This window comes from Virgibacillus dokdonensis (assembly GCF_900166595.1).
GTDB lineage: Bacteria > Bacillota > Bacilli > Bacillales > Amphibacillaceae > Virgibacillus > Virgibacillus dokdonensis.
The window spans coordinates 2,970,706-2,992,347 of sequence record NZ_LT745763.1; the positions used below are offsets into that span (position 1 = coordinate 2,970,706).

General features: G+C 38.1%; 16 protein-coding genes. 3 read left to right on the forward strand and 13 right to left on the reverse strand.

What is annotated here, in order from left to right:
- The 3 genes from B2C77_RS15505 to B2C77_RS15515 form a co-directional block, all read right to left on the reverse strand.
- The gene (locus B2C77_RS15505) at positions 1–882 is read right to left on the reverse strand and encodes a carbohydrate ABC transporter permease (RefSeq protein WP_077705650.1); all 882 of its coding nucleotides are present in this window, start codon (positions 880–882) and stop codon (positions 1–3) included.
- 18 nt (positions 883–900) lie between these two features.
- Complete coding sequence (locus B2C77_RS15510; RefSeq protein ID WP_077706940.1) at positions 901–1,791, reverse strand: carbohydrate ABC transporter permease; 891 nt, start codon at positions 1,789–1,791, stop codon at positions 901–903.
- Between the two features lie 299 nt (positions 1,792–2,090).
- Complete coding sequence (locus tag B2C77_RS15515) at positions 2,091–3,440, reverse strand: carbohydrate ABC transporter substrate-binding protein (protein WP_077705653.1); 1,350 nt, start codon at positions 3,438–3,440, stop codon at positions 2,091–2,093.
- A gap of 380 nt (positions 3,441–3,820) precedes the next feature.
- Here B2C77_RS15515 and B2C77_RS15520 point away from each other — a divergent pair, with 380 nt between their 5' ends.
- Positions 3,821–4,657 carry an AraC family transcriptional regulator gene (locus tag B2C77_RS15520; protein WP_077705656.1) on the forward strand — a complete coding sequence of 279 codons (837 nt, stop codon included), beginning with the start codon at positions 3,821–3,823 and terminating at the stop codon, positions 4,655–4,657.
- A gap of 329 nt (positions 4,658–4,986) precedes the next feature.
- On the opposite strand, the gene B2C77_RS15525 is transcribed toward B2C77_RS15520, so the two are convergent.
- A complete protein-coding gene (locus tag B2C77_RS15525; RefSeq protein WP_077706941.1) occupies positions 4,987–8,790 on the reverse strand; it encodes an endo-alpha-N-acetylgalactosaminidase family protein in 3,804 nt (1,267 codons plus the stop codon).
- A 598-nt stretch (positions 8,791–9,388) separates the two neighbouring features.
- Entirely contained in the window at positions 9,389–10,378 is a 990-nt protein-coding gene (galE, locus tag B2C77_RS15530) for a UDP-glucose 4-epimerase GalE (protein WP_077705658.1), read from the reverse strand.
- A gap of 323 nt (positions 10,379–10,701) precedes the next feature.
- Between galE and B2C77_RS15535 the strand changes: the two genes are divergently transcribed.
- Positions 10,702–11,160, forward strand: coding sequence for an SRPBCC family protein (locus B2C77_RS15535; RefSeq protein ID WP_077705661.1), 459 nt, complete (start codon positions 10,702–10,704; stop codon positions 11,158–11,160).
- A 386-nt stretch (positions 11,161–11,546) separates the two neighbouring features.
- A complete protein-coding gene (locus B2C77_RS15540) occupies positions 11,547–12,419 on the forward strand; it encodes a YitT family protein (RefSeq protein ID WP_237342771.1) in 873 nt (290 codons plus the stop codon).
- Positions 12,420–12,526: 107 nt separating this feature from the next.
- Here the strand turns inward: B2C77_RS15540 and ilvA are convergent, their stop codons facing one another.
- From ilvA to ilvB, 8 genes are all read right to left on the reverse strand, one after another.
- A complete protein-coding gene (ilvA, locus tag B2C77_RS15545; protein ID WP_237342772.1) occupies positions 12,527–13,486 on the reverse strand; it encodes a threonine ammonia-lyase in 960 nt (319 codons plus the stop codon).
- 84 nt (positions 13,487–13,570) lie between these two features.
- Entirely contained in the window at positions 13,571–14,149 is a 579-nt protein-coding gene (gene leuD / locus B2C77_RS15550) for a 3-isopropylmalate dehydratase small subunit (protein ID WP_077705666.1), read from the reverse strand.
- A 34-nt stretch (positions 14,150–14,183) separates the two neighbouring features.
- Positions 14,184–15,596, reverse strand: a complete 1,413-nt coding sequence (gene leuC, locus B2C77_RS15555) for a 3-isopropylmalate dehydratase large subunit (protein WP_077705669.1) — start codon at positions 15,594–15,596, stop codon at positions 14,184–14,186.
- Positions 15,597–15,614: 18 nt separating this feature from the next.
- Entirely contained in the window at positions 15,615–16,721 is a 1,107-nt protein-coding gene (gene leuB / locus B2C77_RS15560) for a 3-isopropylmalate dehydrogenase (RefSeq protein ID WP_077705672.1), read from the reverse strand.
- 16 nt (positions 16,722–16,737) lie between these two features.
- Positions 16,738–18,288 (reverse strand): 2-isopropylmalate synthase, encoded by a 1,551-nt coding sequence (locus B2C77_RS15565; RefSeq protein WP_077705675.1) that lies wholly within the window; start codon positions 18,286–18,288, stop codon positions 16,738–16,740.
- The gene (ilvC, locus tag B2C77_RS15570) at positions 18,275–19,318 is read right to left on the reverse strand and encodes a ketol-acid reductoisomerase (protein ID WP_077705678.1); all 1,044 of its coding nucleotides are present in this window, start codon (positions 19,316–19,318) and stop codon (positions 18,275–18,277) included. Before ilvC ends, B2C77_RS15565 begins: the two co-directional genes overlap by 14 nt.
- Positions 19,319–19,335: 17 nt before the next feature.
- Complete coding sequence (gene ilvN, locus B2C77_RS15575; RefSeq protein ID WP_073008515.1) at positions 19,336–19,854, reverse strand: acetolactate synthase small subunit; 519 nt, start codon at positions 19,852–19,854, stop codon at positions 19,336–19,338.
- Positions 19,851–21,572 carry an acetolactate synthase large subunit gene (gene ilvB, locus B2C77_RS15580; protein WP_077705681.1) on the reverse strand — a complete coding sequence of 574 codons (1,722 nt, stop codon included), beginning with the start codon at positions 21,570–21,572 and terminating at the stop codon, positions 19,851–19,853. Before ilvB ends, ilvN begins: the two co-directional genes overlap by 4 nt.
- Positions 21,573–21,642: the final 70 nt, after the last annotated feature.

Sequence of the window (21,642 nt, forward strand, 5' to 3'; positions counted from 1 at the left end):
CTAACCTTTCACTCCACCAACTGTCATTCCTTGTGTTAAACGTTTTTGAACCAAAATATATAGAATTAATGTAGGAAGCATGACGATTACCATACCTGCATACATCGGTCCGTAATTCACTGCTGAACGTTCTGCAGCCATTAAATTCAACAATCCAACTGGCAACGTTTGATTTTCTGCCGGCATTAGCGTTAGCGCTAATATATACTCATTCCAAAATAATAAGAAATTAAATAAGATAACAATCACGATACTCGGTGCCGCCATAGGAAACATGACCGAAAACATTGTCCTATAGTACCCTGCACCATCTATACTTGCTGCTTCTTCAAAATCAGAAGGTAATGTTTTAAAATAACTTGATAATAAATAAATCGTAAATGGTAAAGCTGTTGAAGCATAAATGAGCGCCAACATAAATCGATTATTCAGTAAAAGCTCACTTCCTACAATTGTTCTTAAACCTGTATCCCAATCTAAGAGCATTAGGAAAATCGGCACTGCAATATAACTAACATTAATGAACAAGCCTGCTTTTACCATGCCATTAATGAAACGATTTCCTCTAAATTCAAATCTAGACAATACGTATGCCGCTGGCAGTGCTACAACTAATAAAATGATTAAAGCCATCGCTGTAACAAGTACAGAGTTTAATAGATATTCACCCATCTGCGCTTCTTGGAACGCTTCTACAAAGTTAGCTAAATGAATACCATCCGGAAGTGCCCAAGGGCTTCCATAAAACTCTTTATTTTGCTTGATTGATGCTAAAAACACCCATGCGACAGGTACAATAATGGAAACCGCTAATGTGATTAACGCCACATAAATAAATAATCGCATTAAACCGTCTAAACTCAATTTCTCAGAATTTTTCATTAGAGACTCAAACCTCCTTTAATACTCCAATACATCGCGCTTTGTTATCCTGCTAACAATCGCTGCTAATAAGAAGGAGAACAGAAACACAATAACCCCAATAGCCATTCCGTAGCCGAAGGTAGAGTTTCCATACGCTTGATCATACATGTAAGAAAGAAATACTTCTGTTGACCCATCAGGTCCTCCGCCTGTCATCGCTTTTACTAATAAAAAGCTCAAATTAATCGTACTTATAATAAAGAAGGTTAGCGTTGTACGAATGTTATTCCATACTAGAGGTAATGTAATACTCGTAAACTGTTTTAGTTTACTTGCCCCTTCTAAAGAAGCTGCTTCATAAAAACTTGGTGGGATACCTGCCATACTTGACATATACATCACCATATAATAACCAATGGCCTGCCATATAAGAGCTGCAGCCAAACTATAAATAACGACCTTTTGATCCCCCAACCACATTTGTTGTAGATTCTCTAAGCTGAATATACCTAGAATGCTATTTAATAGACCACTTGAAGGGTCATAAACGGCTGAAAATATCCCCGCAATAACAACAATGGATAAAATATTTGGGATGTAGAAAATAATCCGAAAGAAATTTCCACCCTTTACGTTTTCTTTCGTTAAAATTGCCGCAAAAAAGACGGCAAACGAAAATGTAACAATCGCGACGACAACGATTAAGAAGATGGAATTTTGAAAAGAACGAATAAACGTCATATCATTCCAAAGTAGCTTAAAATTATCTAAGCCAACGAACTGTTGCGTGTTAGAAAAACCACCCCAACGGTAAAGCGACATCCGAAACACCTCGAATGTTGGCATAAACATAAAGACCATTAATAAAATCAAAGCTGGCGAAACGCATAAGCCAATAAATAGATTACGTGACCTCGTTTTGCTCATTTTCTCACCTCTCTCCAATACAAAACCATCATGTAACATGAATTTCATTCAAACGCTTCTTAGAAATGTCAAAAGCCATTTATAGGTATGTTTATTAACATTTCATTGTAATTATCTTGCCCTGACTTGTATATTCATGGAAGGCAGCCAGTTCCTAAAATGCTGTTCTTCCTAAAATAACATGCATGCAGAGGAGGCTGCCCTGTAAATCCATTTATTGATTCATCCAATTATTTGTTAAAGACTGAGCGAATAGATTTGGAACGAACGAAAATCTTTCTAACGTCCATTGGATATGATTAATTTAAAGCTGGTCTAAGCTTATCACTTACTTCTTCTATTTTCTCTTGCCATTCTTTAAATGTCATATCGCCACTAATGACACTATCAATACTTCCGTATAAAGTATCACCCATATTCGCCCCAGGAACTGGTTTTGTAGAAGCAAAAGTTCCCATAGCTGGCAGCACACCTTCCTCGTCATAAATACTATAGAAAGTTTGTTTTTGGCCATCTAATTGTTCGGTAATACCTTCAATTGGCTGTACTGCTCCTGCTTCTAAGAATGTATCTGCTGCTTCGTCTGAATACATATACGCAATAAAATCTTTCGCTACATCTTTATTCTTTGCATCTTTTGGAATCCAAATTTGCTCGAAGAAAGTAAATGCATAACGGTCACCATCATCTTCAAAGGCAGGGATAGAAGTCATACCCCAAGCAAAGTTTTCAGCACGTGGTGCTTCCTTCATTTCATCGACAACCCAGTTACCATTTGGCATAAATAAAGCTTTATTATCTAAGACTAATTGCTGGTTTTTCGTAAAATCATTTGGATTAGCATTTGCTACTGTATTCGGATGTACATAGTCTGCTAGTTTTTCGACGGTTTCTAATGCTTTAGTTGCTTCCTCGGATTCCCAAATGCCATCTTCATAGGTCATAGCAGAGCTGTAGAAATCTGCTCCACCTGCAGCATATAGCATGGATCCAAGTAACGTATCAAAGTAGTTGCTCGTTGGATACGTAAATAATGAAATACCTTCTTCTTTTGCTTTATCTCCTAATTCCCACATCTCATCCCAAGTTTTCGGCACTTCCCAACCTTTTTCTTCAAATAAACCTGCATTGTAGAATAAGCCAGTTGGACTGTAGAACATTGGCGCTAAATAAGTTTCTCCATCAGCGTATGGGTTAGTAGCTAGTGTATCTGTAAAACCTTCTAAAAGTTTTTCATTTACTTTTGTTTCTTCTCCAGGTACTTGCATATCAAAAACATCTGTAATGTTTTCTACACCATCTTCTTTAATCAAGGTTTCCGTTAAAGCTTCTTCTCTGTTTGTAGCTAGTAATAACACATCTGGGTAATCCCCGGCTTGCATATTTGGTCGTACAACTTCTTCCAAGTTCTTTTCCATTTGCAGATCAACCTCTACATCTGGATTTACTTCTTCGTAAGACTTCACAACATTTTCCCACATTTCCGTACCATATGCAGATTCTAATGCAGCTACTTTTAATGTTGTTTTCTCGCCGCTACCTTCTTTATCTGCTGATTTTTCTTCCTTCTCTTCTCCATTGGAACATGCTGCTAAAGTAAAAATAACGAGAATGATAGAAACAGTTAATAAAAACTTCATTTTTTTCATTATTGAAGCCCCCTGTTTTAATTGTTTTCTTGCTTACCCTTATACTACAATGGTTAAAACGCTTTCACAATAAACATCTTGTCTACTTTTTTAGGTTTATTGCTTTTTGCAAAAGCCCCCTATAAAATAGTACGTATAGATGCATAATATGAAAATATCCGTAATTAGAATTCTTTTGGCGAAAGCGGTCGTTATGCTTAAACTATAAAGTCTATCATGTATACAATGAAACTACCTCCTTTGCATGCACCCACTCCTAGTTAGATATAAAAATGTAGTAGATTTTCTATATAAAAAACAAATAAAGTGTAGTTCAATAGTAACATATACTTGTTTACCACTTCACGAGCTTATAGATGATAGAAAAGAGGTTATAGTAAATGTCCTATGAGGTGTACCAAATGAAAGGTGCAAAGCATGAAAAGCCACCGTTCAAACTTCTATATATTACTCATTCCGAATATGATAAAGGCTGGCATAGCACGCAACACACCCATCATTTTTCCGAATTATTCTATATTGTCAAAGGTAAAGGCTCATTTATACTTGCTGACCGAGAAGTTCCCATTAAAGAAAATGATTTAGTCATTATTAATCCGAATGTGGAACATACAGAAAAGTCTAATTGGGATGATTCCCTTGAATATATTGCTTTAGGGATAGAGGGATTGTTTTTCAGCCAAGCGGATAATAAAGACTCACACTCTAGCTTATACCGTTTTCAAGTAGATCGAACTAACATTCTTTTCTACTTGAACCGAATATTAGAGGAAATACAGGAGCATAAAGAAGGACATGAATTAATTTGTCAAAACATTATCGAGATAATGATTATCAAGTTACAAAGAGACAAAAAGCTTACCATCAATCAAACGGAGTCACCAAATATTAATAAAGCTTCTGCCTTTGTCATGTACTATATAAATCAAAACTACCGTGATGACTTAAACTTAAATAAATTAGCTGAGATCGGCCATATTAATAAATATTATTTAGCACATACATTTAAAAAAGATATGGGTATATCACCAATTGAGTATTTAAACAGAGTCCGAATTAAAGAAGCAAAGCTCATGCTCGAAACAACCGATTACTCTATTGCGCACATCGCTGCTTTTACTGGTTTTTCATCCCAATCTTTTTTCACACAAGCATTCAAGCGCTTAGCAAAGCAAACGCCTTCTAAATACCGGAAGGAAATGAGAGCGAATTCATAACTAAGATTTGTAAAGATAAAGTTCATACAATTTGTGTAGGGGTGCTTACACATCCCACTGATTGCTAGGAATCAAGGGTATGACCTGAAGGCCTCTGACGAAAAAAGGTCATTTAGGTGATGTTACCTCACACTTTGACTATAATATAAATCCCATGCTAATTATGCATATATCTGGAGATAAAGAGAAAAACCGCATGAAAACAAGTTTCTTCTAAAACTTTCATTTCATGCGGTTCATTATAGTGATATTATATAAGTACATATTTTCTTCGACTTATACAGTATTCTTAGTTTTAGTATGCGTATGCATAACTACTTCATTTGTCTCTAATCTTCTACGGTTTCAATTCGTAAATTATCTAGCATAAATGTACCTTTACCAGTACCGCCATTTAATGATGTACCGTCATTAAAAATACCAATATACGTTTGGTAATTTTCTGACCCTTTTACCGTAAAGGTTGCCGTTTTCGTGTCAACTGCTGACGAAAGTTTTTCATTTATTTGAATCCCTTCCGCTTTATTAATGTCACGAACATCAATCGCCTTATTACCAGAGATAAATCGATAAGAGTCGGCTGTTGTTTGATAATCAAACGTTACTTTATACGTTTTCCCCGCTTCAAAATGGAAATGTTGAGGTATAGTACGATAAACGAGACCTTTATTACCTGTATTTACTTTCAGCGACCAATTTCCAGCTATTACATCATCGACTACTTTTTTGCCTGCCCAACCTTTTTGTGTGTACGGGGCATGAAGCTGAGATAAATGAACGCGGTTATCTTCTACGCCTTCTGTATTACCAACAACGAACGGATAGATACCTTGCACAACAGATTCAAAATCTTGTTCAAATACAGCTTCAGAAGCGTGGTTACTTAAGCTTTTTTGTACGATACGAATATCATCAAATTTCGTAATCCCTTCTCCAGATTCACGTTTTAAAATTAATTTAGCAGATGATTTTTTCGCTGTAAATGCTACTTGCATACGTTGCATCTTACTATTATATCCGTCATTAGTTGCATGAGAATCTGCTTTCACATAATTTTTTTGCAAGCTTCGATACGTATAATTCTCTACATTTTTCTGCTTACTGCCTTCGATTTGAATACTCGCTTTTGCATCACTATTATTTTCTACGTAAACTTCTGCAACATAATCTTTTTCTGGCTCTAAATTACTAATTTTCTTCGTTACTTTAGAGTCTTTGGTTGGATTTGTAAATTGCAAATAGTAATCGCCACTGCTTAAATTCCGTTCACTACCTGTTTGATCTGTTCGTTTCACATGAACCGATTTTTTATCGCCAGAAACCTTTGTATGCTTCGTTTTCAAAGTTCCAGCATTGAAGCCTGTATCAATAACGTGGGAGTTTTCACTCCATTCTTTTACTTGCACGCCTTTCGTTTGCTTCGCTTCAATAACGTATGGTGTAGCTGGTTGAGCGTTTAAGGTGATCTGATTATTTTTAACGTTTATCTTTTGTTTTTTGGATCTACCTTGATCGGTTAATTTATACACGTATACCTTCGATGCATTTTTAAATTCATCTGGTAATTCCCAAGTCGTTTTACCGCCCTCTAAATTCCAATGATACAATTTTTTTGCATCAGGTGTCGGTGTTTCAAAATCTTGTTCAACCCATGGCAATAAATAGGTGTCGCCATCTAAAACAACTTTGTCGTTAAGCGTAATTACTCGCTCTCTAGAATTGTCTTTTCTTGTAACTTTTACTACATCACCATTACTAGGGTCCTTTAAAGTAATTTCTTTCTCTAGATTCGTTTTAGTAGGGTCACCGTCCATCGTTTCCCAATTCATAACATAATATTTTTGTAAAAATTTCGTTGGTACGTTGGTGTCAAAAGTCATGTTTATAAATTGGTCAAAGTTTTTATCGGATTGCCAGCCTTCAAATCCAGCTAACTCAAATCCACCAAGCAATGGATGATCTGCTGTGCCACCAGCTTCCGGCCAATTCAGCACCCATGAGTCTCTTTGGTGATTGCTAATAAAACGAAGCACTTCCGAATTAATCCCTTTATCAGTTGGTCCACCATAATTTTTATCAGTAGCCCAATGCTGCCATGTGGAATAATTAGCAATAGCTGTGCCAAATTCCGTTGTCATTCTCCAGCCTCGATCAGCAAATTGCTCTGCTACACGATTAGATTCCCATTGATCTTGATACCATACATCTAAATAAATAAAATCTAAATTTGGTACATTTGCCTTCAGTTCATCCAAGCGTTTCGCACGCGAACCAGTATATAAATCTTTTAACTTATCGATGGTGTAAGACTGATCTAACCAACCCCATCCTTTTGCTTCTGGTCCATTTATTAATTCTTCACTAAATGATTTTGCTTCCGGATAAGCTTCCTGAGCATTAATATGCACACCAAATTCTGCGTTATATTTGTTTCCTTCTCTAATTAATGCGTTTATATCTTTTATACCACCAATACGTTCCCCAACATCGCCATAATCTGGATGTCCACTATCATGTCCTTCATTGGCGTATCCTTTTAAGAGAACTGCTTGTCCTAGTCCATCCGTTGCTAAAGCAACCTTTTTCACATTATCAAGCGTTTTCAAAAAGGGCTGTTGCGCATGAGAGCCAAAGTTCATAGCAATTCGTGTTCCTACTGTATTGTTTACCGTCTCAGCACCTTCTACTTTTGGCAGTAAATCTCGGTATTCAATGGCTGCATCCTGCCAATCAACTTGCCCATCGTCATTTATATCTTCTGCAATAACAACTTTAACGGTAGGGGTATTAGAAGCAGGCTGATTCATAAAATCACGGTGATAATATAAAGCATTTGAACCAATTCCCATTACTTTATTACCGTTTTCATTTTCATAACGGCTTGCTACAAGATTTCGATAACCGTTTACTTCTGAGCTTGACCATACGCCTGCGCTAAGTTCATTGGTGGATAAAAATGCCGTATAATAGCCTTTTTTTGCGCCGATATCCTTCAGCGTAGCATCCACTTTTACAGTAGTATCTCCCGGCTTCTTAACATCACTGCTCAAATTAGTAAGCTTGGCTTCGGCACCTTTTTGCGCATCATGCACCGAAATAAAATTTAAATCAACAAATTCTATTGTTTCTATTTGAACATCTGTTTTCGAATCTACTTTCTGTATTTGGTAAACGACTTGGTTGCCATCTACTTTTAATGAAAGCTTCACATGCACGTCTATATTTTCATATTCATCTTTTACATGTAATGAATAGATCGCTTCCTGATCATTTACCTTTTCAAATGCCACTTCTGGATAGTAAAGCATGTTATTCACCTTTAATCCATATACCGGCGTTTCTTGTCCATACATCATTTTCCCGTCTACATCATATTCCACTACTCGAGGATAGACTTGATCAACGGTTACATCCATATAATCAGAGCTTAACGTTTCTAATATAGGATCTTTACTTGGTGGTGTTGGTGGTACATATTCTTTTATTTTCACATTCGAAATGTTTATATTTGCTTCACCTCGGCTCTTTTCCAAACCGAGCAACCCTGGTGAATCAACACCTTCTGCTTGTGTCCAAGCACCTATCTTGTCACCATTAATATATAGGCTTGCAGTGTCATCCATAAATTTAACCCGAAGCTTATAAGTTTTATTTGCCTCTAACGCCACACTATTTGTCATGGAAGTCCACTTATTTGTCGGACCAAAGATTTCCCCAAAATACTGATTATTACTATCTCCGGTTCCAACATACGTATAAGCAGAATTGTCTTGAACTCGGTAAATAAAGCCAAAACGCTTTAAATCCGAATCTGCTGTAATATCCGCCTCAAAAACTCCATTCTTTATTTTAGGCATGTTACGATAGACAATTTTGTTCTTTCCATGAGATGTTACACCGTACGTAACGGAACCATCGTTGTTATACTTTAGCGTCCCATCTCCTTGTAAAACTTCAAAATCGCCATCTTCCAGTTTGGAATCAGTAATATGGACAGATTCTGATTTTTTTTCAGCTTTTGATTGCTTCTCCACTTGTACTTTTGAATCCTTTACATCTAAGTTAGCATCAGACTCTTCAGCCGCAACACGAGATGGAGACATACTTGTTATTATTCCTGTCGATACGAGCATCAGTACAGTAAGAAAAATGGCTAGTCTTTTTTGCAAGCTTTTACTCAAAATAGCAACCTCCTCCAAATGTCTATGTTTTAGTACTAGTACTAAGTTAAGCCTATCCTTAATGAAGCGCTTTCACAATAAGAATGTTGTTAGATTTTTTAGAGATATTGTTTTCTCTGCAGTGAAATAAGATAAAAGAACTAGCAAAATGGCTCATATAGAACAAAAGACTTACCAGTTTTTACGTTTTATATTCGTTGTCCATGACGCGTCATTGAACAGTTAGAAAAACGTGGGTGATACTTTAATTTTTCTATAGTGGAACGAATCAACTAAAGTTTTAGGAATCATGTTCCTGCAACAGGAGTATGCAGGTGCCCTCCGGCAAGCTCGTCTTTAGTCGGCCTTCCTATTTAGTACGAACCGATGATGACTTATCTTAGGGCAATGGAGTGAAGTCGCCTAGTTGCTGGACGCTTAAGTCGGACGTGGCTTATTCTGTTATTTCCTTGCCCCAAAGCATCTATTTTTTATATTTTCTTATCTTACAAAAAAATGTACTTGTCCAACAAAGACAAGTACACTACGCATTCAGAGTACATTCCTATATTTATTTACGATATCCATCAGGATTTCCCACGTGCCAATTCCAGGCATCCTCTATAATTTTTGTTATTAGGGTGCGCTTTGGATTCCATCCTAATATCTCTTTCGCTTTATGTGAACTTGCAATTAGTGTACTAGGATCGCCTGCACGCCGTTTCCCAATTTTGGCAGGTATTTTCTTACCAGTTACTTGTCTAGCTGTATCAATAATTTCTTTCACCGAGAACCCTTGGCTACTTCCTAAATTGAATATATCGCTTTTTCCTCCGCGCTGTAAGTAATCTAATGCAAGTAAATGTGCATCAATTAAATCTTGTACGTGAATATAATCACGAATACATGTACCATCTTCCGTAGCATAATCATCTCCAAAAATGGTTATATGGTCTCGTTGTCCCAACGCTGTTTGTAGCACAATTGGTATTAAATGTGTCTCTGGATGATGGTCTTCCCCTATCTCGCCTGTTTCTCTTGCTCCAGCAACATTAAAATACCTTAACGATACATATGTTATTCCATGTGCTTGTTCAGTCCATTTCATCATTTTTTCCATTGTTAATTTTGTTTCGCCGTACGTATTAGTTGGATGAGTAGCCATTGTTTCTGTAATTGGAACGGCTTCTGGCTCTCCATATGTAGCGGCAGTAGATGAAAAAACGATATGTTTCACGTTATATTCAGTCATGACTTGTAGTAAAACTTGCGTGCCATACACATTATTATCAAAATATTTCAATGGATTTTCCATCGACTCACCAACCAAAGAATTGGCAGAAAAATGAATCACAGCCTCAATGGATTCTTTAGCAAAAACCGTGCGTAAAAAATGAATATCACGAATATCTCCGTTATAAAATACAGCTTTCGGATGAATTGCCTCTTGATGACCTGTCTCTAAGTTATCTACTACGATTACTTCTTTTCCTTGATCCATTAATTGGTATACCGCATGAGAACCTATATAACCAGCACCGCCTAATACTAATATACTCATTTTGTTGTCTCTCCTTTTGTATGTAATGGGTGTTGCAAATAGCGCCGTTAACGACTAATATCATCATCTTTTGTCTTACATACTTGATCTAACAGCATTCTTAAAGTACGCGCTTTCAAGATGACATTAACTTTTTTCATTTCAACTATATCCTACATCGCTTATGACTTCCAAACAAGTAAATACATCATTTACACAAAAATTAGTCGCATTTTTTACATATAACGGACCAAATAGTTACTTCTAATCCCTTATTTTTTGCATATATATCTTTTGGTGTACGTTTGAATTATAGTAAAACTACAATGAGGAGGAGTTATGCATTGCCAAACACCATTTGCGAAAGGAACATCAAGATAAATATTGATAACATGTGGTCATTTATTAGTGACCTTAATAACTGGGCACCACTGGTTCCTGGATATGAACAGCATAAAATGGTGAACCAAAAGAAATCTATCTGGATATGTGAAGGAAAAGTTGGATCGTTCCAAAAAACGGTTCAATTAACCGTGGTCATTACCGAATGGAATGAACCAGAAAAAATCTCTTTCCAACTATCCAGCAGCAACCAAATGCTAACAGGGAATGGAACCGTTTGCGCCAATAAACTTAGTGATAGAGAAACCAATTTTACTTTTTCTCTTACACTCCATGCAAAAGGGTTGGCTGGAAAAATGGTAAATGGCTCATTAAGAGCATTTCTACCGAAACTAACTTCAAGCTTCATAGATGCAATGATTCGTCATATGTACGGAACAAAGGCGCAAGCGCTCGTTTAGTAATAGAGCGACGGGAACGAATCAACGAAAGATTTAGGAATCCTGCCACTAAAAAAAGGTTATGTCGACGTCGGGTAGCAAGCCCATTTTTAAGTCGACCTTCCTCTTAGTGACGAATCGACGATGACTTATTGTAGAACGACTTGGTGAAGTCGCCTAGCTGCAAGGCGATGGAGCTAGGCGTGGCTATTCGATTATTTCATTATTCACAAGCACCTCCGTTTACCATTTCCTATACTACGAAGCAGTTGCTATTGCTAATTCTTAACAAATCATTAGAAAAACTTGACACATCCCCTTTTCTAGAGAAAGTCGACAGCATATTTCCTACATGTTAGAATGGTATGCGTGTTTACTTTGCTTTTTAAAGAGAGGGATTTATATACATGACGACTATTACGAAAAAAATGAATCCAACCGTACTAGCATACATACAAATTATCCTTGGTGCTACGCTAGTAGGCTTAGCTTATAATATTTTTCTATTACCTGCTAAATTGGCAGCAGGTGGCATATCTGGTGTAAGTACCATTTTATTTGAGTTGTACCAAATTAGTCCTTCTTTCGTTCAATTTTTAATAAATATCCCTATCTTTATTATAGGATGGATAGCATTAGGCAAAGACTTCAGCTCGAAAACGCTGGTAGGTACATTTTGGGTTCCATTTATTATTTGGTTAAGTTCCGACATTCCCATTACATTAACAAACCCTTTACTTAGTGCCATCTACGGAGGGATTATCCTTGGAGTTGGGTTAGGGATTGTTTATAAAGGAAATGGATCAACTGGTGGTACAGCAGCTATTGCGCAAATTGTAAAGAAATTTACTGGATTATCGAGTGGATACTCCCAATTAATTGTGGATGGAGTAGTTGTCATTTCTTCCATTATTGTATTTAACTTGGAATTAACACTTTTTGCACTCATGTGTATTTATATTACAAGTAAAACGATCGATATTGTTCAACTACAAACCTCTGCCACAAAATTGGTGATGATTATTACGGATAATGAAGAGCGTATTCAATCCATAATTCGAACGGAATTGGATCGAGGTTTAACAAAAGTACGTTCTGTTGGAGGTTATTCAGATAAAAAGAAAACAATGATTCTTTGTGTTGCAGAACAGCAAGAGGCCGTTCAATTAAAGAAGATATTGCAGCGAGAGGAAACCGATTCATTTGTCATCTTCTTGAATGCTTCCGAAATACTAGGTAGAGGTTTCTCACTTGATAAATATTATGGACAAAAACTCTAAACCATTTTTAATGTGCTTCTTCACATAGCACTCCCCGCACCATTTTTGTTCATATGGTACGGGGATAAATTTTGAAAACCGTTTTTATGAGGTTCCCTAAACTAGCGTTATGAGTAAACAAGCTCACGGTGAGACAAACGTGCAGCTAGTTCCTGTATTTTGGGCATGGTGCTAATATCCATGTTTCCACCACTTACAATGACCCCACAATGTCGGGATTTTAATTGCTCATTATGGGTGAATAAGGCGGCAATTGCTGCAGCACCCGCTCCTTCCATTAATGTTTTATTTCGTTCAAGCATGTAAACAATAGATGATGCAATCGCTTCGTCAGAAACGGTTATCATATCATCCACGTATTGTCTGATTAACGGTAATGTTCGTTCACCTGGCTTTTTCACTGCAATTCCCTCAGCAATCGTTTGGACGGCATGTAGATTTTCTGTTTTACCAGTATGGAAGCTTTTATAAATAGCAGCTGCTCCCTCAGCTTGCACCCCAATCACCTTCATATTTCGATTCACATGCTTTGCTGCAACAGCAATACCGCTAATTAATCCTCCTCCACCTACTGGAACTAATATCGTGTCAACCCGATCTTCTTGACGTAATAATTCCATTGCAACTGTCCCTTGACCAGCCATGACATCATAATCGTCAAATGGATGAATATATGTTGCACCTGTACGAAGCTGATGATCCATAGAAGCCTCATATGCTTCTTGAAAAGTTTCTCCAGACAAAACGACTTCTGCTCCATAATTGCGTGTTGCATCTACTTTTGCTTGTGGCGTTTTCTCTGCCATAAAAATTGTCGCTTTTGCCCCTAATTTACGAGCTGCATAGGCCACTCCTTGTGCATGATTTCCAGCTGAAGCAGTAACCACACCTTGATCCAGTTGCCGTCGCTTTAATTGCATTAATTTATAGGTAGCACCTCTAAATTTAAAAGCACCTGTTTTCTGTTGATTTTCCATTTTAAAATAAACATATTTCCCTAAAGCTTGATTCGTTGTCTGTGATGTTAATAAAGGTGTTCGATGAACAAGCGGAGCAAGTCGCTGCAACGCATTATATACCTTTTCACCTGTTAAGCAATCCCCAATATCTCCACACTCCCTATCGAAATTAAAATTTTTCCTTGATTTTTATCACATACTTTTTTCGTATCGTGCAATTTTTTCCTCATGTTGTAATGTTAAAGCTATATCGTCCAATCCGTTCATTAATTTTTGCTTATGATACTCTGGAATTTGAAACGGATAAACCATCTCTCGGTCCATAATTTGCTGCTTTTCCAAATCTACATCTAAAATAAGTTCCTCTCGTTCCGCTTTTTTTAACCATTGGTTTACAAGCTCTTCTTTTACTTGGATAACGATGATGCCATTTTTTAAAGCATTATTATAGAAAATATCCGCAAAGCTTGGCGCTATAATAACTCGGAACCCAAAATCTAATAGTGCCCATGGAGCATGCTCTCTTGAACTACCACAACCAAAATTTTCACCTGCCACTACTATCGAGGCGTCTTCATACCGTTTATCGTTTAAGTTGAAATTTTTTCTAAGCTCTCCATCATCATCGAATCGCCAATGGTAGAAAAGATATTGCCCAAATCCAGTACGCTCAATTCGTTTTAAAAATTGCTTCGGTATAATTTGGTCCGTATCTACATTCGTTCGATTTAATGGGTATACTACACCTCTATGCCTTTGAATAGCTTCCACTGGCTCCCCTCCCTCTTTTATGCATAAAAATAAGTTAAGAAGAAACTTTCGTGCTTGCATAGTCTCGAACGTCTACAAATCTCCCTTCAATCGCAGCAATAGCTGCCATTTCTGGACTAACTAGATGTGTTCTAGCACCATTTCCTTGCCTGCCTTCAAAATTACGATTGGAAGTAGAAGCACAGCGCCCACCAGAAGGAACTACATCATCATTCATAGCTAAGCACATGCTACAACCTGCATCACGCCATTCAAACCCAGCTTCTTGAAAGATTTTATCTATTCCAAGTTTCTCCGCTTGTAATTTGGTGCTAAACGAACCTGGAACAACAATGGCACGTACTTCAGGATGGACTTTTCTCCCGCTTACAATAGAAGCAGCTTTTTGTAAATCATCTAATCGTGAATTCGTGCACGAGCCAATAAATACATGATCAATATGAATAGAAGAAATTGGCTGGTTCTCCAATAACCCCATATATTGAAGCGCACGTTCTACATCTTCAGGGTAATCTGTCTCCTCTAAACTTGGCGTTGATCCACTTACAGGTACACACATAGCTGGATTCGTTCCCCATGTTACTTGTGGCTCTACTTCGTCACCTCGGATGCTGACATAATGGTCATATATTGCTCCTTCATCTGTAGCTAAAGCTAGCCATTGTTGCGCTTGTTGGTTAAATGCTTCTCCTTCCGGGACATGCGCCTTTCCGCGTAAATAGTCCACCGTTTTTTCGTCAGGGCTAATCAAACCTGCACGCGCACCAGCTTCAATGGACATATTACAAACGGTCATCCGACCTTCCATGGGAAGATTACGAATTGCTTCTCCCGTGTATTCAATAACATACCCCGTTCCAAAACGAACACCAAATTTAGCAATGATTGCTAAAATTAAATCTTTAGCAGTTACACCAGATCCTAAATCACCTTCCACATGGACATTTAATGTCTTTGGTTTTTCTTGCCATACCGTTTGTGTCGCTAATACATGCTCCACTTCACTCGTACCAATTCCGAAAGCTAAAGCTCCAAACGCTCCGTGTGTGGACGTATGACTATCCCCGCAAACAATCGTTTTTCCCGGTTGTGTTAAACCTAACTCTGGCCCAATCACATGAACAATCCCTTGATCAGGGTGGAACATATCTGCTAATGATATATGGTTTTCCTTACAATTACGCCGCAATGTTTCCATCTGCTTCTGCGAAATCGCATCTCTTATTTCATCTCTGTTTTTGGTTGGTACATTATGATCCATCGTCGCATAAGTTAAATCTGGTCTTCGGACTTTGCGATTATTCAATCGTAAACCTTCAAACGCTTGTGGGGAAGTTACCTCATGAATTAAATGCAAATCAATATATAATAAATCTGGTTTCCCTGCTTCTTGATGCACGGTATGTTGTTCCCAAATTTTTTCAATAATCGTTTTTCCTGCAGCCAATTTTTCACCCCCTCTTTGTTATGCATAAGAATTACAAATACATTGTGAAGCATCATTCGTAGCAAGGTTTCCTAATATTATATCTGTCATTTCTTTTGTTCCAACGACCGTACCGTTTTTAATAGATAAATCAGGCGTATGGTAGCCTTGTTCAAGTGTCATTTGTACAGCGTACTCTATTTCGTCAGCCTCCTGTTCCATACCAAAGGATTGACGGAGCATAGAGCTTGCAGAGAGAATCATCCCGAGTGGATTGGCAATTCCTTTGCCAGCAATATCTGGTGCTGATCCATGAACAGGTTCATAAAGACCTACGCCATCCGTTCGAACACTTGCAGAGGAAAGCATTCCTAAGGAACCCGTTAAAACAGACGCTTCATCACTTAAAATATCTCCAAACATATTTTCCGTCACAATGACGTCAAATTGCTTTGGATTTGTAATGAGTTTCATTGCCGCAGCATCGACAAGCAAATGATCCACAGCGATGTCTGGGTATTGTTTGCTCTTTTCTTCCACAACCTCTCTCCACACCCTGCTTGATTCTAAAACATTTGCTTTATCCACAGAAGTGACGCGCTTCTTTCTCGTTCTAGCTGTTTGAAAAGCTTTATCAACGATTCGCTCTATTTCTGTTTGAGTATAATACAATGTATCTACCACTGCATTTTCCTCTGGAATACGTTTTTTCGGTTCGCCAAAATATAATCCACCTGTTAATTCACGAATAATTAAAATGTTGCTTCCCTCTACTATCTCTTCCTTTAAAGGAGAGGCATGCAGTAAAGGAGTAAATGCCTTAATTGGCCGCAAATTTGCAAATAAACCTAACTCTTTGCGAATACCTAACAATCCTTTCTCTGGTCGCTTTTCTCCAGGTAAGGCATCCCATTTTTCCCCTCCCACTGCTCCTAATAAAACGGCATCCGCTTTTTTGCACGCGTGAATCGTCGTTTCCGGTAAAGGCGATTGTTCTCCATCAATTGCAGCACCACCTATGAGATGCTCTGAGAAGGTGAATTGATGATTGAAATTTTCAGCAATTGCTTGTAAAACACGTACGGCAGCATCCATAATCTCTTTACCAATACCGTCACCAGGAAGAATAACAATTTGCTTATTCATACATTTCTTCTCCTTTTCACTGAGTTTTTACAACTTCTTTCTTCTCTGCATTCACCTGTTGAATAATATACCGATTGACTGCATTTAGATACGCTTGCACGGAAGCTTCCATGACGTCTTGTGCCGAACCCCGGCCATTTACAGTTTCTCCATTCACTGTAAGTTGAACGCGCGATTCCGCTAACGCATCTTTTCCACCTCCGACAGAGTTAATCTGATAATCAATTAATCTTGTTTCTTCTTCGGTTAATGACTCTAGTGTTTTATATAATGCTTCGACACTCCCTTGTGCTGTACACGCCGTTTTCACCTTTTTACCAGACGGGGTCTTTAATTCAACAGCAGCAGTCGGAATGTTATTGGATCCATATTGTAGTTGAAACATTTCCAACGTATATTTATCCACTGTAGCAGTGTTGGTTTGGATCTCCGTTACAATAGTAAAGATATCGTCATCCGTTACCTCTTTTTTATGATCTGTTAATCGCTTAAACGCCTCAAACGCTTGCTTCATATTATCTTCTGTTACGCGCATTCCAAGTTCTTTTAATTTATCTTTAAAAGCGTGACGCCCCGAATGTTTCCCCAAAAACAGCGTATTTGCTTGAACGCCAACCAACTCTGGAGTAATAATTTCATACGTAGAAGCATGTTTTAACACACCATCCTGATGGATTCCAGATTCATGGGCAAATGCATTTCTTCCAACAATGGCCTTGTTTGCTTGAATATGCATTCCTGTCAGTTTTGCCACCATATCACTCGTTCTTTTTATTTCATCAAGCTTTATATTTGTTTGATAAGGATAAAAATCAGAACGAATCTTTAAAGCAACGACAATCTCTTCTAAGGATGCATTTCCTGCCCGTTCACCAATACCGTTAATTGTTCCTTCGATTTGTGTCGCACCATTTTCTACAGCAGCAATAGAATTTACAACTGCCATCCCAAGGTCATTATGACAATGGCATGATAACATTGCTTTTTCAATATTAGGAACATTCTTTCTAATATAATGGAACATATCCCCATATTCCTTAGGTGTTGTGTAACCTACCGTATCTGGTAAATTAATAACAGTCGCACCAGCATCAATGACCTTTTCAATAATTTGTGCTAAAAATCCCCAATCTGAGCGTGACGCATCTTCTGCTGACCACTGCACTTGTGAAAATGTTTGCTTTGCATATGCTACCATTTCTGTTGCTGTTGCAATTACTTCTTCCGGCGTCTTTTTCAGCTTATACGTCATATGAATTGGCGACGTCGCTAGAAATATGTGAATTCGCGGTTCATCTGCACCTCTTAATGCTTCCCAAGCAGTATCAATATCCGACTTGACTGTTCTTGCTAAAGCGATAACGGACGTATTTTTTAACGTGTCTGCAATTTCCTTGACCGCTTGAAAATCGCCTTCGGACGAAGCAGGAAAACCTGCTTCAATCCGATCCATACCTAACCGTTCTAACTGTTTGGCGATTTCTATTTTTTCTAACTTATTCAAATTGACGCCTGGTGATTGTTCTCCATCGCGCAGTGTCGTATCGAATAGTTTAATTGTTGACATGAACTTTCACATCCTTTTGTTTATTTTGCTTTTTCTGTAACGGCTCTGAAACAAAAGGCATTAATGCACGTAACTCCTTTCCTACTTGCTCGATTGGATGCTGGTTCTCTTTCGCATTAATTGCATTAAATTGCGGTCGTTTCGCTTGATTTTCTAAAATCCAGCCTTTAGCAAAAGCTCCTGTTTGCACATCTTGCAAAATTTCTTTCATTCTAGCTTTCGTTTCTTCATTTACTACGCGTGGCCCTGATACAAAGTCCCCCCATTGGGCTGTATCAGAAATAGAATAACGCATATTTTCCAAACCACCTTCATAGAGAAGATCAACAATTAACTTCATCTCATGCAAACATTCAAAATAGGCTACTTCTGGCTGATAACCAGCTTCCGTTAATGTTTCAAATCCTGCTTTAATTAAACTTGTCACGCCTCCACATAATACAGCCTGCTCGCCAAAAAGATCCGTTTCTGTTTCTTCTTGAAAAGACGTTTCTAAAATTCCAGCTCGAGCAGCGCCAATCCCTTGAGCATATGCTAATGCAATTTCTTTTGCCTTTCCAGACACATCTTGATAAATGCCATAAAGTGCAGGAACTCCGGCTCCTTCTTCATACGTACGACGAACTAAATGACCAGGCCCTTTCGGTGCTACAAGAAAAACATCGACATTAGATGGCGGGACAATTTGACTAAAGTGAATATTAAATCCATGGGCAAAAGCGATCGCATTTCCAGGTTGCAAGTTCGGTTCAATGCTCTCTGTATAAACGGTAGTTTGCATTTCATCTGGTAAAAGAATCATGACTACTTCTGCCTGTTTTACAGCATCTGCTACCGACAGGACTGTAAACCCATCCTCTTCTGCTTTTACTTGAGACTTTCCTGGTCTCAGTCCTACGATAACATCAAACCCGCTCTCTCTTAAATTCTGAGCATGTGCATGGCCTTGTGAACCATACCCAATAATAGCAATTCGTTTCTCTCTTAAAACCTCTGTGTTTACATCCTGCTCATAAAGTACTTTTGACATTTTTATTCCTCCCTATTTTAAATCGTAAATGCATTAAGTTCTGTCACCTGTGTTGGCTGCTGTCCACGTAAGAAAGCTGTTACACCAGTTTTAGTTAGTTCTTTAATCCCATACGGCTTTAATAATGAGATAAGTGCTTCTACCTTATCTGGCCTTCCAGTTACTTGAATAGTTAAGCTATCTCTACTCACATCAATCACAGAAGCCCGAAACGGGGTAATCATTCCTTGTATCTCTGCACGTAACTGACCACTTCCGCCAACTTTAATTAATGCTAGTTCCCTCGCTACAATTGCTTTTTCTGTAATATCAGAAACTTTCAATACGTCGATTTGCTTATTTAACTGTTTTGTTAGCTGTTCTAACTTCTGATGGTCCTCAATTTCAACAACAAACGTCATTTTTGAAATACCCTCTGTTTCTGAGGCACCTACAGAAATACTCTCAATATTGAACTGTCGTCGATATAGCATTCCTGTAATTCGGTTGAGGACACCGCTACGATTTTGTACGGTTGCCGTAATAATCCGCCTCATTTTCTCACCCCGATCATTTCATGAATTCCCTTACCAGGTGCGATCATTGGGTAAACAGAAGTTTGCTGTACAACACGACAGTCAACTACAACAGGACCATCGAAAGCTAACGCTTCTTGTAATACTTTTGGAACGTCTTTTTCCTTTTCAACACGCATGCCGCGCACGCCATAACTATCAGCTAATTTTACAAAATCCGGATTTTCCATAAACAAGGATTCTGAATAACGTTTTTCATAAAAGCTTTCCTGCCACTGTCTCACCATGCCTAAAGCTTGATTATTGACAATAATAACTTTTACGGGCAATTTTTTCTCTTTTACGACGGATAATTCTTGAAACGTCATTTGAAACCCGCCATCTCCTACAATCGAAATGACTACATCATCTGGAGCTCCCAATTGTGCGCCGATCGATGCTGGAAATCCAAATCCCATTGTCCCTAAGCCTCCTGATGTTACCCAGCGGTTTGGCTTTTCAAACGCGTAATACTGTGCTGCCCACATTTGATGCTGCCCAACGTCCGTAGTTACAATCGCTTCTCCTTTTGACAAATCATGAATTTGTTCCATCAACCATTGTGGTGAAATAAATGTTTCCGATCGATCGTACCAAAGCGGATATTGCTTTTTATACGAAGTTAATTGATCTCGCCAAGCTGATCGCTCTACAGGCTCATTAGAAGTTGCTAGTAACGCTATTAATGCTTCTTTTGCGTCTGCCACCACTGGTATTTCCGTTGAGACATTTTTGCCAATTTCCGCTGGATCGATATCAATATGTGCTACTTTGGCTAAAGGAGCAAAATGCTGTAAGTTACCAGTTAAACGATCATCAAAACGAGCACCGATATTAATTAAAAAATCACATTCATAGATTGCCATGTTTGCTGTATAGCTCCCATGCATACCTGCCATACCAAGTGACAATTCATGCGATCTTGGGAACCCTCCAAGCCCTAATAACGTGTTCGCAACTGGAAGCTGAAACTTTTCTGCAAATGCGATTAATTTCTCACTTGCATTTGCAAAAATAACTCCTGCACCAGCTAAAATTAATGGACGGCTAGATTTGCTTAATGCATCCATTAGTTTCGTAATTTGCAATGGATTTGGGTTTTTATTTGGTTGATAGCCAGGAAGCGCAAAGTGATCATCGTAAACAGCATCAGATAACTCAGAAGAAATATTTTTCGGAATATCTACGACTACAGGACCTGGTCTACCAGTAGAAGCAATATGAAAGGCTTCTTTAATAATTTTTGGTAGCTCCAAAAGATTTGTTACTTGATAATTGTACTTCGTAATTGGAGTGGTAATCCCCATGACATCTGCTTCCTGAAAAGCATCGGTACCTATGACGCTGTTAGCTACCTGACCAGTAAAAACAACAATTGGTAATGAATCCATCATTGCATCTGTAATTCCAGTAATTAAATTGGTAGCTCCTGGACCAGATGTAGCAATAACTACCCCCGGCTTCCCTGTAACTCGAGCATATCCTTCCGCCGCATGAATGGAACCCTGTTCATGACGGGAGAGAACATGCTCAAATGGTGCATTGCTGCGATAAATAGCATCATAAATCGGTAAGACCGCACCACCCGGGTAACCAAAAATTGTATCCACTTCTGCTTCTACTAAGGCATTAATTAACACATCAGCACCTGTAACTATTTCTTTTGTACTTTCCAATTCATGCTTTACCTGCACTTTCACTTCTCGTGCCTCCTTTTAAAAAGTAAATATTAGGAAAATTTTGCTTGCCGCCAACTTTTTATTGTGAAAG